Source organism: Agrobacterium sp. NPDC090283, from assembly GCF_044769685.1.
In the GTDB taxonomy this organism is placed as follows: Bacteria; Pseudomonadota; Alphaproteobacteria; order Rhizobiales; family Rhizobiaceae; genus Agrobacterium.
The window spans coordinates 400,643-417,246 of record NZ_JBIVYG010000002.1; the positions used below are offsets into that span (position 1 = coordinate 400,643).

Sequence of the window (16,604 nt, forward strand, 5' to 3'; positions counted from 1 at the left end):
GCGTCAGGAGAGGTACGCTTCGGCCAGACGCACCCAGAAGCGTGCTGCCGGCGCGATGATCGCGTCGTTGAAATCGTAATGGGGGCTGTGCAGCGGCGCGCTTTCGCCATTGCCGACGAACAGATAAGAGCCGGGCCGCTCCTGCAGCATGAAGGCGAAATCCTCGCTCGCCGTGCGCGGCTGGAACGCTTCGGCGATCTGCCCGGCGGCGAAATGCCTTTTGGCGACATCGCGGGCGAAGACCGTCTGAGGGACGTGATTGATGACCGGCGGAAAACCACGGGAGTAAGCGACCTCGGCCTTCGCGCCGAAGCTTTCGGCCTGCGCTTTCGCCAGCGCCGGAAGCCGCTCCTCCAGCCTGTCACGCACGGCAGGCGAAAAGGCCCGGGCAGTGATCTGAAGCTCGACGCTCTCGGGAATGACGTTGGAGGCGGTTCCGCCATGGATGGAACCGACCGTCAGCACCGCCATCTCGCGCGGATCGACATTGCGCGAAACGATGCTTTGCAAGGCGGTGACGAAACTGGCCGAAGCGAGAACCGGATCGACCGTTTCATGCGGGGCGGCGCCATGCCCGCCCCTGCCGACGATCCGCACCTTCGCCTTGTCGACGGAGGCCATGGCCGGGCCTTCGACGAAGCCGAACTGCCCGGTATCGACACCGGGCCAATTATGCAGGCCGAAAACCGCATCGACCGGAAACCGCTCGAACAGCCGGTCCTTTATCATCGCCCTTGCCCCAGCGCCGATCTCCTCGGCCGGCTGGAAGATCAGTGTCAGGGTGCCGGAAAAATTCGACGATTCGGCAAGATACCGGGCGGCGGCGAGCAGGATCGTCGTATGACCATCGTGACCGCAGGCATGCATGACGCCCTGCGTCTGGCTGGCATAAGCAAGGCCGGTTTCCTCGATAATCGGCAGGGCATCGATATCGGCGCGGATTCCGAGACGTTTTTCGCCATGACCGCGTTTCAACGTGGCGACAACACCATGGCCGCCGACACCTTCCGTCACCTCATATCCGAACGACAGGAGATAACGGGCGATGAGCGCGGCCGTGCGTTTTTCCTTGAGCGAAAGCTCCGGATGCCGGTGGAGATCATGCCGGATGGCGATGCTCTCCTCGATGAAGGCAAGGATTCCCCGTTCGGCGTCGTCCTGCGGACGCGCGCCGTCAATGCGGATATTCATGGTTCTGTCTCCCGCGCGGCTCGCTACGCGCCGCGTCTTGAAATCTTTGCCGGGCGGCAATCATCGCCGCCCGGCTGCAAGCTTAGGCGATGGCCTTGTCCGACCCGTTTTCACGGCGGGAATAGACGCTTTCCCTGAAAGGCAGGCCAAGATGGTCGCGCAGCGTCGCCCCTTCCAGATGCGGATCGAAATAACCGCGCCGCTGCAGCACCGGGATGACGAGGCGGATGAAATCGTCCAGCCCTTCGGCAATCACCGGGAAGCCCAGAATGAAGCCGTCAGCCGCGTCATGCTCCACCCAGCGGATGATCTCGTCCGCCACCTTGTCCGGTGTGCCGATGAAACCTTCACGCGGGGTCGCAGCCTCCAGCGCCGCTTCCCGCAGCGTCTGGTTCTTTTCCTTGGCGCGGCGCTTGATGCGGTCCGTGGTCGAGCGGAAACTGTTCTTGCCGATCTCACCGAGTTCGGGGAAAGGCTCATCCAGCAGATAGGCGCTGAAATCATGGTGATCGAAGAAACGGCCGAGATAAGCGAGCGCATCCTCGATGGTGATGAGGTTGCGGATGACGTCATATTTCGCCTCCGCTTCCTCCTGGGTCTCGCCGACGATGGGGCCGATACCGGGGAAAATCTTTACATCGGCAGCGGACCTGCCCTGCGCGACGGCGCTCTGTTTCACACGCTTGAGAAAAGTCTGGTTTTCCTCAAGCGAAGCGGAATTGGTGAAGACGGCATCGGCATGTTTGCCCGCAAGGCCGATACCGGCATCGGAGGAACCGGCCTGGAACACCACCGGCTGCCCCTGTGGCGAACGCTGGATATTGAGCGGGCCTTCCACCTGGAAGAAGCGGCCCTTGTGGCCGAGTGTATGGAGTTTGGCACGGTCGAAGAATTGCCCCGTCTCGCGGTTGCGCACAAAGGCGTCGTCGTCCCAGCTATCCCACAGGCCCTTGATGACTTCGAGATATTCGTCGGCGATCTCGTAACGCAGCGCATGTTCGGGATGGTTGCGGCTGTAATTCTTCGCCGTGCCTTCGAGCGGCGTCGTCACGGCATTCCACCCGGCGCGGCCGCCGCTCAGGAGATCGAGCGAGGCGAACTGGCGGGCAACGGTGAAGGGATCGCTATAGGAGGTCGAAACGGTGCCGGCGAGACCGATCTTCGAGGTCACCGAGGCGAGCGCCGAAAGGATCGTCAGCGGCTCGAACCGGTTGAGGAAATGCGGGATCGACTTGTCGTTGATATAGAGCCCGTCCGCCACGAAAGCAAAGGCGATGCCCGCCGCTTCCGCCTTCAGCGCGGTCTTCCTGAAGAAGTCGAAATTGACGCTGGCATCGACAGGGCTTTTGGGATGCCGCCAGGCGTTCATGTGCCCGCCCGGACCCTGAAGCATGATGCCGAAACGGATTTTCTTTCTCGTCATGTCATTCCCTCCTCAGAGAAAATTACGCCGCCCGGGAAAGGCGATGCGTGGCAAGCAGTTCTATCGAGGCAAGCCGCTGATCTGCCCCGACATGCGGCGGCTCGATGATGAATTCTTCGATGCCGTGCTCTTCGGAAAGCGCACGGAGCGCCTTGTGAATATCCTCCGGCCCGCCATGCAGGACGTTGGGCTTGCGCTCTTCGATGCGGTAATCGGCATCGCCGGACTGGCGGGCAAATTCCTCCGCCTGTTCACGCCGGCCCAGATTGAACGCCCTGCCGTCGCTGAGGAATACCCGGTAAATGCGCTGGCCTTCCACCTGCCGTGCGGCATGGGCGGGGTCGCTGGCCGCAAAAGCCGACAGGGCAAGGATGGGAGCACTTCCGCCGCTTTCTTCGCGGAAAGCCGCGAGGCTGCGGCGAAGAACATCGGCATCACCATTGAGGTGACCGGCAAAAACGAAATTCCATCCCCTTGAAGCCGCAAGCCTTGCGCTTTCCGGGCTGGCGCCGAGCAGGAATCTTTCCACAGCGACCGGCGGTGCGGGTGTTGCCTGCAGTCCGGCCTGCGCGTGATCCTGCGGCGCCGCGCCGGACAAAAACGTGGTGAGTTCACTGAGCGCCGTTTCGAAATCCGGTTTACGGGCGGGATCATAAGCCTGCTGCAAGGCCGACGTCGCCAGCGGCAATCCGCCCGGTGTCTTGCCGATGCCGAGATCGACCCGGCCGGGCGCAAGCGACGACAGGACGTTGAAAACCTCGGCGACCTTGTAAGGACTATAGTGCTGCAGCATGACACCGCCCGAGCCGACGCGGATGTGGGAGGTCTTCGCCAGGATCCAGGCAACCAGCGCTTCCGGCGCGGAACCGGCTAGCTCCGGTGAATTGTGATGTTCGGCCACCCAGAAACGGCGATAACCCAGCTCTTCGGCGCGTCTGGCAAGATTGATCGTGTCGCGGAACGCGCTCGCGGCGTCCTCACCCGGCGGAACCGGGCTCTTGTCCAGCAAACTGAGCGTATACATCATCACCTCGCGCGTCTTTGATGCATACTTTGTCTACCGATTTTATATTCTAATAAAGGATGATCGTTCCACGTTGCAGCGCGATCAGAGAAAATATTGTTTTCAGTGATGTTTTCGGAGGCCAGCCTTGGCAAAACCATCGGCAAGGCCGAAGGAATGGCCCAAAAAAGGCTGCAACAGGCCGTTTTACGCACCAAACCCGGACGAAACGGGCTTGCGCCGGAATTCGCTAAAAACTACTTAGTAAGTTAGGAATAATATGGCCCGGCGCGGTAAAACGTGCCGTCTCTCTTTTCGGATCATGCGATGTTGACCAAAAAAGGCAAATACGGATTAAAGGCTCTTGTCGATCTGGCGCAGTTGCCCCAGGGCGAGACCGCCTTCGTGACCGAAATTGCGGCCCGCAACAATATCCCGAAAAAATTCCTCGATACTATTCTTCTGGAGCTGCGCAATAGCGGCATTCTGCGCTCCAAGAAGGGTCCGAATGGCGGTTATTCGCTGTCGAAAATGCCATCCGAAATCATGATCGGGCAGGTCATCCGCACGCTGGACGGCCCCCTGGCTCCCATCCGCTGTGCGAGCCGCACGGCCTTTGAAGCCTGTGACGACTGTGATGATCCGGAGACCTGTCAGGTCAGGGTTTCGATGACGGACGTGCGCGACGCCATCGCAACCATTCTGGACAATATGACGCTCGCGCAATTCGTGGCCAAGGACGGGCAGGACGCCCGCTCCATTCCGGCCGGCGAATAGGATTCCACCCGACCCTCAGTTCATGTCTGACGACAGGGCGTCGCTTATTGCCTGCGCAGATCATCGTCCAGCGACGCGATCAGCCCGGCTTCACTGACGCCTTCGACAAGACCGAGGCGCGCCATCAGAATTTCAAGCGTGATGGCATTGTTGCGAACCGAGCGAAAGGTGACGTTTTCCGCCCCCACCTGTGCCGCATCGATATTCGCCGCAAGGCTGGATATCTGCGCCTTCAGGAGTTCGATGGCGAGAAATATTTCGCCTATCACGGGTCGCGCCGCGCCATCGCCGGCCAGCCTGTCGATCAGCAGCGCCGAAAGTTCGCGCTGCTTCTGCCCCAGAGCCACGGCTGCTTTCAAAAGGGTAGAAACGGAAACGGCCAGATTTCCGGCTCCCTGAGCCAGGAACACCACCTGATCGGCGCGTAACAGACCTTCCCATGAAGTATTGGGGCGGTTGCGCAGAACGACAAGCAAAGGCTGTCCGGCCGTGTTGACGGCCGGCACGACAATCCAGTCCGCGTCGCCCCTGACCGACCCCGCGACGTCGTCGGGAAGCCGCAGAGCGTAGTCGTCCTCAGTCAGCTTGACCGCCTGATCCAGATCCGCGGCAGATATTGCCAGCGCGAAGGTCTCGCCAAGATCGAGACGGGCGAAGAGCGTCTTGCGCTGGTCTTCGCTGCCCGCATTCCTGATGAATTCAAGCGCGGTGAAATGTTCAGCGAGATCATGCGCCGCCGCCGCATCGGCTGCGGAAATGATGGCGAGCGCCTGCGAGAGAACATCATTGGTGATATCCGCCCCGCCCAGTTCCGTTGGAACGGAAAGAGCAAGAAGACCGGAACGGGCGATCCGCGCATGGATTTGCCCGGGACTTTCAACGGCGCAGTTTTCGGCGATCGTCCGGGCAACCGTCAGCACATCGATATCCGTGCCGAGGCGTGGAGGAACGAAACGAAGTCTTTCGCCGAGAGGCGTGACGGATCCCATGCTCAACTCCCTCAAAGAATGACAAAATGAAAGCGCCGAACGACCGGCGCTCAGTCCAGAGAATGATAACGACCGTTTTGATAGAGCAGCGAATGGCCGGAGCCGATGCGGATCGCCTCCACCTTGCCGATGACGATGACATGGCTGTGCCGTTCGATCGTCTCTTCAATCGTGCAATCGATCGCGGCAACAGCATCTTCGAGAATGGGCGCTCCGCTCGACAGCCGTGTCCATTCCGCACCGCGATACCGGTCCGGGCCTTTCAGGCCGCCGATGCCGGCAAACTGATTGGCGACGAACTGATGGTTCGCCCCGATGATGTTGACGGCGAAATGACCGAAACGCTGCACCACCGGCCATGTGGATGAGGCGCGGTTGAGCGCCACCAGAATGCGCGGCGGATCGACCGACAAAGCGGTGGCCGAGGTCACCGTCGCGCCCGTTCGCTCGTCGCCCTCGCCGGCCGTAATCACGCTGACGCCGCCGCCGAGCGTTCTCAGCGCCGCCTTGAGGCTGTCGGCATCCGCCGCCTTGCCGGCGACCGGGTCGCGGAGGTTGATGAACTGTTGATCCTTGACCGCATATTGCAATGTCATCGGGTTGCTCCTGAAAACAGCTGAATTGTTCAATAGCTAGCAGCGGCGGCGGGGGGTGAAATAGACATCGTTTTCCATAATGATAATATTCTATAGAAATAATGTTTTATGTCCCGTCGCCTGGTTTCGTCCCGCTGCAAGGATATCTGCCGAAAAGGAGGGAGGCACAGGCCGCCTCCCGTCGTCGATGGATCAGGAGCCGGACACCAGCTTGACGTTGCCGCCATGGCCGCCGCCGCCGAAAACCTGTTTCGCGCCGAAAGAAGACCGTATCTGGTTGCGGGGTCCGCCAAGCCCGATTTCCGGAAACAGCAGTTCGGAAAGGCGATAGGCTTCTTCGAGATGCGGATAACCCGAGGCGATGACGGTATCGATGCCCAGCGCCTGATACTCCCTGAGCCGCGCTGCCACCGTCTTCGGCGAACCGACCAGTGCCGTGCCCGCACCCGAACGGACGAGACCGATACCCGCCCACAAATTCGGAGAGACTTCGAGCCGGTCACGCCGGCCATTGTGCAGCGCCTGCATTCTCGCCTGCCCGACGGAATCCGAAGCCTTGGAGAAGACCTCCTGCGCAGATGCGATGGTTTCGTCGGAGAGCTTCGAGATAAGCCGCTCGGCATCGGCCCATGCTTCCTCATCCGTTTCACGCACGATGAAATGCAGACGGATGCCGAAGGTAACCTCCCGCCCCTTTTTGGCAGCGGCGGCGCGCACCTTGGCGATTTTTTCCGCCACCTGCGCCGGCGGTTCGCCCCAGGTGAGATATTTGTCGGTGATACCGGCCGAAAACTCGATGCCGGCATCGGAAGAACCGCCGAAATAAAGCGGCGGACGCGGTTCCTGCACCGGCGGCAGGCCGAGTCTCGCGTCCAGCGCCTTGATATATTTGCCGTCGAGGTTTCCCTTGCCGGTTTCGATCAGCGAGCTGAAGACCTGGAAGAACTCATCGGCGTGATCGTAACGCTCGTCGTGCGGCAGGAAAATGCCGTCGCCGGCCAATTCCTGTGCGCTGCCGCCAACCACGATGTTGAGAAGCAGCCGCCCATGGGAAACGCGATCGAGCGTGGAAGCGAGCCGCGCATAATAGGCGGGTGACGCGACGCCCGGACGGATGGCGACGAGGAATTTCAGCTTTTCGGTATAGGCGGCGAGATTGGCCGCAAGAATGAAAGACTCTTCACAGGCGACACCCGTGGGGATGAGCACGCCTGAATAACCGAGCCGATCGGCGGCCTGGGCTATTTCCCGGAAGTAGCCGGGATCGGCAGGACGTGAAAGATCATCCGAGCCGAGATAGCTGCCATCGCCTGAGGTGGGTATGAACCACAGAAAATCGAGTGGTTTATCGGGTGTGCTCATCGGCAGGTCCTTTGCAATCTGCCCTCGGGCAATGCGGCTTGGTGATAAAAGGGTAGCCAATTCCCCGGCGCGTTTAAGAAATTTTGTTCCAATTTCCATCCGGCAAGGAGAGTTTCTCTCCCGGATGAACCGCGCTGCGAAGGGAAAAGGCGCCCTCGCTGATCGTCGTCAGAAGACCGGATAAAGGCCGAACATCGCAAAGTTCATTTCGCAGATCTCTTCCCGTTCGAGTTCGAGATCGCTTTTCTCCTGCCGGATGCGCCCGGAATGATCCAGAGGGTGAAGACTGGCCTGTTCCTCTTCCCGCGGCTGGCGCCGGGTCAAACCGAACAGATCGAAAGTAAACGCATGAAGTCCCTGCGGCATGTGCGCCTCCTTTGCTCAACTCACCTTATCCTCGGGCGACCGTTCAAAATCGTCAATATTTTCCATAAAATTACTATTCTATAATTGGAGGGTCACCGGCAAATGTGGACTAAGGTTGCGGCGGCGGGAAAAAATCCGTTTCCGGCCGCCGATAATGGGGCCATCGCCGCTTCGTCTGGCGATGGCGGTAATTTTCAAGTGTCCGGCCTCACGGCAAGGCGAACCGGCGCTTGAGAAAAAGGCCGGCAAATGCGCCCAAGCCGCAAAAAACGAGAAATACCCAGCCGGAAAGCGCGCCCGCATGGATGCCTGAGAGCAGCACGCCAATGGTGCAGCCAAGCGCGGTCATGCCGCCCCAGCCCATCAGCACGCCACCGGCAAACCGTGTCGCCAATCCACCCACGGAAGGCCATGCTGGCTGAAATTTTCCTGCCGAAAGCGCGGACGCCAGGCTCGCAAATATCAGTCCCGAGACGAACAGGCCGTTCGGCGACAGGATCGTCGTTTTAACGGCGCTGATGCATCCGCGTACCGTGTCGAGCCCCGCGAGCGTTGCCGGCACCCAGCCCGCCGCAGCCCCTGCCGTTCTGACGATGCTGCCGAGTTCGGCCGTCACCCCGAGCGGTGCGACACGGAAATAGGAAAAGGCGCTGATGGCCGCGACGAGAACCCCTGTGACGACGGGCGGCCAGCGGTCGATGAAGACGCTTCGAAGCGCCTGCCGCAGCCTGTTTTCCGGCGCCACGGCCGAGGAAGCGGGGGCGGTTTTATCGAAAAACAGAACGAGGAGGATCAGAATGGCCAACACGGCGCCGGCAATCAGCAGCGCCGGGCCATATCCCAGATGATGCGGCAACCAGATGGGTCGATCGTCGAAAATGCTGACCGTATAGAGAAAATTCCAGCTCAGGAATGCCAGCAGGAAACCGACCCCCGCACCCACTATGGCAAACACGGAACCGAAGGCCCCCTCGCCCAGCCGGTAAAAATGCCCTGACAGGCAGGAGCCGGAAAGTGCCGCGCCCAAACCGAAGACGGTCGCCGCCACCGCCAGAATCCAGCCGACGGGGCCGATATGCGCATTGGGCGGCAGGCGGCCAGGTTGCGGCACCGGCACCCACGCCGCGGTGACGATCTGGTAAAACATCACCCCCGCCAGCAGGGCGACAAGAATAGCCACAACACCCTCCGAACGCCTGCCGTCGATGAAGTCGCGAAAATTGCAGAGAAAGCAGAACCGTCCGCGCTGCATCACAATGCCGAAAGCGGTCCCCGCCAGAAGGGAAAATGCAAGCGGCCTGCCATTCTCAAGCAGCTCCAATCGATAAGCAGCAACCGTGACGGCACATAAAATGGCAAGCGCCGCAAGGCGGGAAAGGGTCAAACACATGGAATACCGGCAATGGCGGAAGAATAAATGCCGGCGCGCACCCGACGCACCGGCCCATGGATGGAGCGTATAAGGCTTATTTGCCCGTCCAGACCGTTCCCGTCGGATTGCTGATCGGCACACCGACCGCATTTCCGTACTCGGTCCAGGAGCCGTCATAATTGCGGACGTCGTAACCGAGGATCTTCTTCAGGGCGAACCAGGTGTGGCTGGAACGCTCGCCGATGCGGCAATAGGTGATGATGGGAGCCGAACCGTCGATGCCCTTCTCGGCATAGATCGCCTTGATCTCTTCCGCCGATTTGAAGGTTCCATCCTTGTTGACGATTGTGCCCCACGGAACATTGACGGCACCGGGGATGTGACCGGCCCGCACGGACAATTCCTTGACGCCATCGGGCGCGAAGATCTTGCCGGAATATTCATCCGCCGAGCGGATATCCACCAGCTTGATGTTGTGCTTGCCCTCAGCCACCGCAACGACGTCCACAAAGCGCGCCCGGACCGAGGTATCGGGCTCGGCAAGCTTCAGTTTCGTTTCGGCCGTTGCCGGGGCGGATGTGTCGAAAGGCAGGCCCTGCGCTTCCCAGAGCTTGCGGCCGCCATTCAGCAGCTTCACCCGGTCGCCCAGACCGTAGGTTTCGAAAATCCACGCCCCCCAGGCGGCAAACCAGTTATTGTTATCGCCATATAGAACGATCGTCGTATCGTCACCCACGCCGGCCTTCTGCAGCAGGGACTGGAAATTGTCGCGCGCGGCAATGTCGCGTTTTTCCTTGTCGACGAGATCCGTATGCCAGTTGAGGTTCACAGCACCGGGAATATGCCCGCGCTCATAGACGCCCGTATCGACGCTGACTTCAAAAACCCGCACTTTCGGATTGTCGAGATTTTCCTTCAGCCAGTCGGCCGTCACCAGCGCTTCCGAAGCCCCGGCCGCGGCCAGCGATATCGTCGACAAAAACAACCCGCCGAGAGCCGACGTTACTAGCTTGATCCTGGACATTTCCTTACCCCTTTCCCTGATTTGATGACCAATGAAAGGTGACGACAAAACCGTCCGGAGCGAAGAAATGCTTTTCTATATTTTTTATAGAAAATAAATGCACCCACTCAAAAACAATCTTCAGGTGAAATTCAAAATTTCATCTACAAAAATCGTCCATAAAACCCCTAAAGGTTGCAAGTGATGTCAAAGCCGAAAAGGGCGATAAACAGACCCGCATCCATCCCGTGTAGCAAGGAAGGCTGGAATGCCCGATATCTCTCTCTAAAAATGCGCGTCGCCCTGGGCCGTCAATCTGCGCAGTCTCGATCCGGCCACCGCTTTTGCAGGTGCACTATCGGCTTTCAGCCGCTCGAGAAGAGCATAACCTTCGGGCCAGCGCCCGTAGCCGCTGGCAATATTGATATGTCCGACGGCGCCGAGATTGATGAGATCGCTCCCCCACAGGCGCGCACTGCGCGCGAGCTCCTCGCAATCCATATAAGGATCGTTCATGCTGCCTACGACGAGGCTGGGGAAAGCAAGCGGTTGCTGCGGAAACGCGCCAAACCGGACGATACAGGGATGCATCGCCTCAACGCGATCGAGATGGGCGGGTGCGACCAGAAGCGCGCCCTTGATTTTGGCGGCGGAGGGTCGAGACGCCATATTCGCCACCAGCAGGCAACCGAGACTGTGGGCGACGATATAAGCGCTTTCGACTGTTGCCAGCGCTGCCTCGAGACGATCGAGCCAGTCCTCGAGAACCGGGCATTCCCAATTGTCCTGATCGACCAGCTGCGAGTCGGGATCATCCAGCAACCAGTGCCGCTGCCAATGTCCTTCGTCCGAACCATTCAGGCCAGGGACAATCAAGGTGGTACACATGCCTGCTCCGTGGGTTATGGGCGGTATGTCGCAAGCATGGTGAATTTCGCGATTTCCGTCGACTATTGCCTTGCTCACCTTTCGAAGCCTCGCGAAAAATCGATCCAGACAATTTCGATAGAACAGAAAATGCTTTCTCCATGACGGAGATAATCTCGATCAGAGGAAATCATTTCCTCAAATTTTTTATATAGAAAATATGTGCAATATAGGCTTTCCAGACGGAAAGCTTTTCCTCCGCCGCATGACAAAAGAAACGCCGCTGCTTCGCAGGACCGCCGCCGCTTTGCCATTCTCGCAGCTGCGGAGGCTTGCGCCTCCCGGGAGCCCCAAGTGGTGAAGGCCAAACGTCGGCAGGGCCATTCCACCGCACCATAAAACGAAAATTCAGGCGGATAATGTGAGCAGCACGAGCGAATTTCTCTGGTACATCCCCAATGACGTCAAACCCGGCCACCGGGGCGACGCCGTCAGCGACAATCACAACAGTCTCGATACATTGACGAGCCATGCCCGGGCGCTTGAAACCCATGGCTGGAAAGGCGCGCTGGTCGGCACCGGTTGGGGACGTCCGGATACATTTACCGTGGCAACGGCGCTTGCGGCGCGCACCACCACATTCGAGCCGCTGATCGCTATCCGTCCCGGCTACTGGAAGCCCGCCAACCTCGCATCGGCCGCCGCCACGCTCGATCAGCTTTCCGGTGGTAGAGTTCGGATCAACATCGTCTCCGGCAGGGATGAGCTTGCCGCCTATGGCGACGAAGAAGGCGACCAGGCGCAGCGTTATGCCCGCACGAAAGAATTCATGCGGCTGGTGCGGCGGCTCTGGACGGAGGAAAACGTCACCTTTAACGGCGATCATTTTTGCGTGACGAACTCTACCGTCTCGCCGCGCATCGCCGCACGCGAAGGCCGGCCACATCCCAAACTCTATTTCGGCGGCGCTTCCGAAGCAGCCGAGCAGGTTGCCGCAACCGAGGCCGATGTGCAGCTTTTCTGGGGAGAACCGCTCGCCGGCGTGCGCGAAAGGATCGAGCGGCTCAGGCACTTCAGTGAAAAGCTCGGCCGCGATCTGCCGCCGCTGCAATTCGGCCTGCGGATCACCACGCTGGTGCGCGAAACCACGGCCGAGGCGTGGCGCGATGCGGAAGCGAAAGTTGCCGAAATGGCCGCAAACAATGGCGTACGCTGGAACGACCATCTTCAGTCCGTGGCGGTCGGCCAGCGCCGCCTGCTGGATTTGCACCGTCAGAGCGACGTGCTGGACGACAATCTTTATACTGCACCCGGCAAATTCGGCGGCGGCGGGGCGGGAACCACATGGCTTGTCGGTTCGGCGGAAGATGTCGCCGCGTCATTGCGCAAATACCGTGCGCTGGGCATCAGCCATTTCGTGCTTTCCGACACGCCCTATCTCAAGGAAATCGAACGGCAGGGCAACAGCTTGCTGCCGCTGCTGCGGGATTGATCGGCGTGGCTTGAACAAGGGTGGCCCGCCTCGGAAAGGGCCGCCCTTTTGTTTCGTCGGTCAACCGCCCGCTGCCTTGATGCTCTGACGACCGAGAATCGTTCGGATCATATGGCTCTGCGGCGCATGCGCCCTTGCCGTTATGGCGTCACGGTGATGGCGTTCAAGGTCGTAATCCCGGCGCAGGCCGCGATTGCCGCCAAGTTCCAGCGCCAGATCCGTCACCGCCACCGCATTATCGATGACCACATGGCGAACGGCCAGCGCATCGGTTCCCACTCTCTCCCCCGCATCGACATCACGGGCGACGGAGAGAAGGAGGCGTCGGTTCGCCGCAAGCAGCACCTCGATCTGCCCGAGACCCTCCTGAATGCGGGGAATGGAGGACAGCGGCGCGCCAAGACTTGCCGGAACATGGCCATTCAGATGGCGCAACAGATCGTCCCGCGCCGAAAGGGCGACACCGTGATAGACGGAAGCCAGCAGCACGAAGAAATTATAACCGTCCGCCTCATCACGCCGCAGCGGCTCATCCGCCGGCTGTTCGGCAACAATGTCGGCAAGCGGTACCCTTACCTCGTTCAACACCAGATCATGGCTGGCTGTGGCATACATGCCGGTCGCTTCCCATGCTTTTTCCTGGGCGATACCAGCCGCATCGAGAGGGACCAGAAGCTGAATGAGGCGCGGCGTCTCTTCCGTCGTAACGGCAAGCACGATCGCCCATTTCAGACCCGGCAGGCCGGTGACGAAACTCTTGCGGCCATTGACCACCCAGACATCGCCTTCGATCCGCGCCGTCGTTTCCGGCAGGCCGCCATGGGCCGGCGAACCGACACCCGGCTCCGCCTGGGCATTGTTCAGGAGCGCCGGTTCCCTGCTATTGGCGGCCAATACCTTTGCAGCAAGTGGTGCCGGCCACTTGCCACGCCGGATCGCGGCATGGACGCTATAATGCATGGCAAGGATAAGGGCGGTCGACGGATCCCCCTTGGCTATGGCCGTAATGACGGCATGGGCCGTTTCCATGCCCTCGCCCCAGCCGCCATCCTTTTCAGCCGTGACGAGACCCAGCAGGCCGGACTTGAAAAGCGCCTCGAAATTGCCGGCGGCGAATTCACCGCTTTTATCGTGATCCGCAGCGGTCAGGCTGAAATCCCCGGCCAGCGCGGCTGCGATGGCGACGGGATCGGGCCGCTGCGCCGGCGCATCCGGAACGGCGGAAAGTGCAACGCTCATGCCACCGCCCTTTCATTTGCCGTAACGAAACGATCATCGATCCAGTCGCCAAGATCGAAGTCTTTTTCAAGGAAGCCCCATTGATGCAGGAAATCCTTGTAGTGGCCCACAGCGCCGACAAGGTCGGCATCGAGGCCAAGACCGAGATGGCGGTGAACCTCAGCTCCGTTGGCGGCCAGAACCTGTTCCTCTGTGGCACCGGCCTCGCGCGCGATGAAACGGCGCGTCTCTTCCGGGTGCTGTTCCGCCCAGAGCGAGGCCCTGGCGATGGCGCCAACCAGCCGCTGCACCAGATCGGGGCGCTCATCGGCAAGCCGTCCGTCGACCGTCAGCACCCGTGGCGAACCGGAATTGATGCGTATTTTGGGATCGGGATGAAAACCGAACTCCGCCACCTGCACCGCGCCGATCAAATTCGCGGCGGCAATGCCGGCCGTTCCCTTGACGAAAATCGCATCGACCTCGCCCCGCAGCAGCGCGATGATCTCCTCGCCGAAGGATTGCCGGCGCTTCAGGCCGAACAGCGACGGCCCTTCCTGAGAGGCCAGCACCGAATCCTTGATGACGATGTCCCTGAGCTCGACATCCTCGACCTTCAGCCCTTCCAGCGAAAGCGCCGAAACGACGCCTTTCAGCGCCGTCGCGCGCATGAAATCGACGATGCCTTCCGGCCGGCGCGGCACGCCGAAACGGCGACCGGCGAGATCGGCAAGCGAGCGGATACCGGTTTCCGGCAGGGTGATGATTGCCTGAAACTCGTCCGTCCAGGTCACCCCAATAAGGCGTGTATTGCGCCCTTCCGAGCGGGCGCGGATGGGAGGCACATTGCCGCCGTGGCGGAAGGACCATTCCAGCGTGTGGTTGAAATGGCTCTGGCGAACCGAACGGTCAGGAGAATCGATGATGGATTTCAGCGATATGCCGATCTCCTCGAAGGTCTGCCCGAGATAACCGAGTTGCGCCGCCAGCCCCACCGGCGTGGGCACCGGGCAGCGTGTGTACCAGATTTCGGAAAGTGTCGTGCTCATGGCTTTGGCCTCGATGAAAACGATGGCACCGGAAGCGATGCCGCGGTGCCTGTCGACTGAAGGGAGACATACCGGCCCGCACCAAAGAGCGAGCCGGATTTGGCGAGACGATCAGGATGCCGCGATATGCGCGAAGGCGAGGCTTCCCGCGACACCTTCGGCACCAATGGTGTGATCGGCGATGCGCTTGTTGAAGATGGTGATTTCAGGTGCCGCGACGATGTCGATGGCCGGCACGTCCTCGACGAGGATCTGCTGGATTTCCTTCCATTGCGCGACGCGCTTGTCCGGATCGATCTCGATGGCGGCGGCTTCGAGAAGCGCGTCCACCTTCGGATTGCTGTAGGCGGCACCATTGGAGAAGGGCACGCCCTTCTTGAAATTCTTCGACCAATAAAGCCGTTGCACGCCAACGGTCGGATCGAAGAGATTGCTCATGCCCTCATAGGCAAAATCGAAATCGCGATCCGTGTAGATGCGTTTGGTATAGGTGGCGAAATCCTGCGTGCGTACCGTTACATCAACACCGACTTTGGCCAGCGCCTGGCGAATATAATCCGCGCCGCGCGGATAGGCCTCGGTGCTGGGCACATAATCCAGATTGAGCTTGAAACGGATACCATCCGCACCGCGCTTGTATCCGGCCTCATCGAGAAGCGCTTCGGCGGCCTTCAGATCGATCGGATAGGTCTTCAGATCATCCACGAACCATTTCGTCAGCTTCGGATTGATCGGCCCGGTGATGGTCGCGCCGTAACCGTAATTGACGGTGTTGAAGATGACGTTGCGGTCGATCACATGCGCGAAGGCGCGACGGACGCGCACATCCTTGAACACATCCTTTTCGAGATTGAACTCCACGCGGCTGACGGAATTCGAATATTGATAGCCGTTTGTCTCAAAACCGAGGCTGGGAAGCTCTTTCAAGCGGTCGAGATCGCTATAGGCAACCGGCGTGCTGGGGGCGAGATCGATCTCGCCGGTTTCAATGGCAATCGCTCGGGCGGAAGCGTCAGGAATGAAGCGGACGATCAGCTTGTCGAGATAGGGGCGCGGCGCATCCCAATAATCGACATTGCGCTCAAAAACGATATGGCTGCCGCGTACCCACTCCTTGAACTTGAACGGACCGGTGCCGATGGGGGCGAGATTGACCGGATTTTCCGTCACTTTCGTACCCTCATAGAGATGTTTCGGCACGATGGGCGTTTCGGCGGCAGCGAGCGCCGTTATCAGGTATGGCGCTGGTTTGGAAAGAACCAGAACCGCCGTCAACTCATCAGGCGTCTCGACGCTTGTGAGGTTCAGGAATGTATTACGGCCGCGCGGATGCACTTCCTTGATGGTATTGATGGAGAAAGCCACATCGGCGGAAGTGAAGGGCTTGCCGTCATGCCACTTTACGCCGGGCCTTAGCGTGAAAGTGTAACGCAGGCCGTCCGCGCTCACATCCCATGACTTGGCCAAGAGCGGCTTGGGATTGAGATCGAAATCATAGGTCAGCAGACCTTCGGTCACCTTTGGCGATATATAGACGGAATTATAGGCCGTATGTGCGATCGTCGTCAGCACCGGCGGTTCCGATGAGATGAGCAGGGTGGCCGTGCCGCCGCTTGCCGGCTCCGCCGCCTGCAGCTTCAGCCCCGGCAACGACACCACGCCGAGCGCCACCGAAGCCAGCAGAAATCCGCGCCGCGTCGTCTGGTTGAAAATAGTCATGCGATACCCTCTCCTTGATTGAACCGGCGACAAACCGGCAAAACTGAATGACCGCGCCCAAGAAGAAGTTTGTTCTGCAGACGAGAGCGAGATTGGGATGAAGGACCAATCATTCTCATTATCAGGAATTATCTTTTCTTTATGGCGCGTATTTCGGTAAATTTCAGAAAATAATTC

General features: G+C 59.9%; 15 protein-coding genes. 2 read left to right on the plus strand and 13 right to left on the minus strand.

Going from position 1 to position 16,604, the window contains the following annotated elements; all coding sequences use genetic code 11:
* Positions 1–3: 3 nt before the first annotated feature.
* From ACIQUH_RS04785 to ACIQUH_RS04795, 3 genes are all read right to left on the minus strand, one after another.
* Positions 4–1,191 carry a M20 aminoacylase family protein gene (locus ACIQUH_RS04785; protein WP_400812876.1) on the minus strand — a complete coding sequence of 396 codons (1,188 nt, stop codon included), beginning with the start codon at positions 1,189–1,191 and terminating at the stop codon, positions 4–6.
* An 82-nt stretch (positions 1,192–1,273) separates the two neighbouring features.
* On the minus strand, positions 1,274–2,614 hold the full coding sequence (locus ACIQUH_RS04790) for an LLM class flavin-dependent oxidoreductase (protein WP_400812877.1): 1,341 nt from the start codon (positions 2,612–2,614) through the stop codon (positions 1,274–1,276).
* 22 nt (positions 2,615–2,636) lie between these two features.
* A complete protein-coding gene (locus ACIQUH_RS04795) occupies positions 2,637–3,641 on the minus strand; it encodes an LLM class flavin-dependent oxidoreductase (protein ID WP_400812878.1) in 1,005 nt (334 codons plus the stop codon).
* Positions 3,642–3,944: 303 nt separating this feature from the next.
* Between ACIQUH_RS04795 and ACIQUH_RS04800 the strand changes: the two genes are divergently transcribed.
* Positions 3,945–4,394 (plus strand): RrF2 family transcriptional regulator, encoded by a 450-nt coding sequence (locus tag ACIQUH_RS04800; RefSeq protein ID WP_400812879.1) that lies wholly within the window; start codon positions 3,945–3,947, stop codon positions 4,392–4,394.
* Between the two features lie 44 nt (positions 4,395–4,438).
* Here the strand turns inward: ACIQUH_RS04800 and ACIQUH_RS04805 are convergent, their stop codons facing one another.
* The 7 genes from ACIQUH_RS04805 to ACIQUH_RS04835 form a co-directional block, all read right to left on the minus strand.
* Entirely contained in the window at positions 4,439–5,383 is a 945-nt protein-coding gene (locus ACIQUH_RS04805) for an acyl-CoA dehydrogenase family protein (protein ID WP_400812880.1), read from the minus strand.
* A gap of 50 nt (positions 5,384–5,433) precedes the next feature.
* Positions 5,434–5,979, minus strand: coding sequence for a flavin reductase family protein (locus ACIQUH_RS04810; RefSeq protein WP_400812881.1), 546 nt, complete (start codon positions 5,977–5,979; stop codon positions 5,434–5,436).
* 192 nt (positions 5,980–6,171) lie between these two features.
* Positions 6,172–7,341, minus strand: coding sequence for an FMNH2-dependent alkanesulfonate monooxygenase (gene ssuD, locus ACIQUH_RS04815; protein WP_400812882.1), 1,170 nt, complete (start codon positions 7,339–7,341; stop codon positions 6,172–6,174).
* A 168-nt stretch (positions 7,342–7,509) separates the two neighbouring features.
* The gene (locus ACIQUH_RS04820; RefSeq protein ID WP_400812883.1) at positions 7,510–7,707 is read right to left on the minus strand and encodes a hypothetical protein; all 198 of its coding nucleotides are present in this window, start codon (positions 7,705–7,707) and stop codon (positions 7,510–7,512) included.
* A gap of 208 nt (positions 7,708–7,915) precedes the next feature.
* Positions 7,916–9,097 carry a YeeE/YedE family protein gene (locus ACIQUH_RS04825; protein WP_400812884.1) on the minus strand — a complete coding sequence of 394 codons (1,182 nt, stop codon included), beginning with the start codon at positions 9,095–9,097 and terminating at the stop codon, positions 7,916–7,918.
* A gap of 76 nt (positions 9,098–9,173) precedes the next feature.
* Positions 9,174–10,103: a sulfurtransferase gene (locus ACIQUH_RS04830; RefSeq protein WP_400812885.1), complete on the minus strand. Its 930-nt coding sequence runs from the start codon at positions 10,101–10,103 to the stop codon at positions 9,174–9,176.
* 264 nt (positions 10,104–10,367) lie between these two features.
* On the minus strand, positions 10,368–10,970 hold the full coding sequence (locus tag ACIQUH_RS04835; protein ID WP_400812886.1) for an alpha/beta hydrolase: 603 nt from the start codon (positions 10,968–10,970) through the stop codon (positions 10,368–10,370).
* A 400-nt stretch (positions 10,971–11,370) separates the two neighbouring features.
* Here ACIQUH_RS04835 and ACIQUH_RS04840 point away from each other — a divergent pair, with 400 nt between their 5' ends.
* Complete coding sequence (locus ACIQUH_RS04840) at positions 11,371–12,441, plus strand: LLM class flavin-dependent oxidoreductase (protein ID WP_400812887.1); 1,071 nt, start codon at positions 11,371–11,373, stop codon at positions 12,439–12,441.
* A 60-nt stretch (positions 12,442–12,501) separates the two neighbouring features.
* Here ACIQUH_RS04840 and ACIQUH_RS04845 read toward each other — a convergent pair whose 3' ends face one another.
* From ACIQUH_RS04845 to ACIQUH_RS04855, 3 genes are all read right to left on the minus strand, one after another.
* Entirely contained in the window at positions 12,502–13,680 is a 1,179-nt protein-coding gene (locus tag ACIQUH_RS04845) for an acyl-CoA dehydrogenase family protein (RefSeq protein WP_400812888.1), read from the minus strand.
* On the minus strand, positions 13,677–14,708 hold the full coding sequence (locus tag ACIQUH_RS04850) for an ABC transporter substrate-binding protein (protein ID WP_400812889.1): 1,032 nt from the start codon (positions 14,706–14,708) through the stop codon (positions 13,677–13,679). Before ACIQUH_RS04850 ends, ACIQUH_RS04845 begins: the two co-directional genes overlap by 4 nt.
* A gap of 111 nt (positions 14,709–14,819) precedes the next feature.
* Positions 14,820–16,427, minus strand: coding sequence for an ABC transporter substrate-binding protein (locus ACIQUH_RS04855; RefSeq protein WP_400812890.1), 1,608 nt, complete (start codon positions 16,425–16,427; stop codon positions 14,820–14,822).
* Between the last annotated feature and the right edge of the window lie 177 nt (positions 16,428–16,604).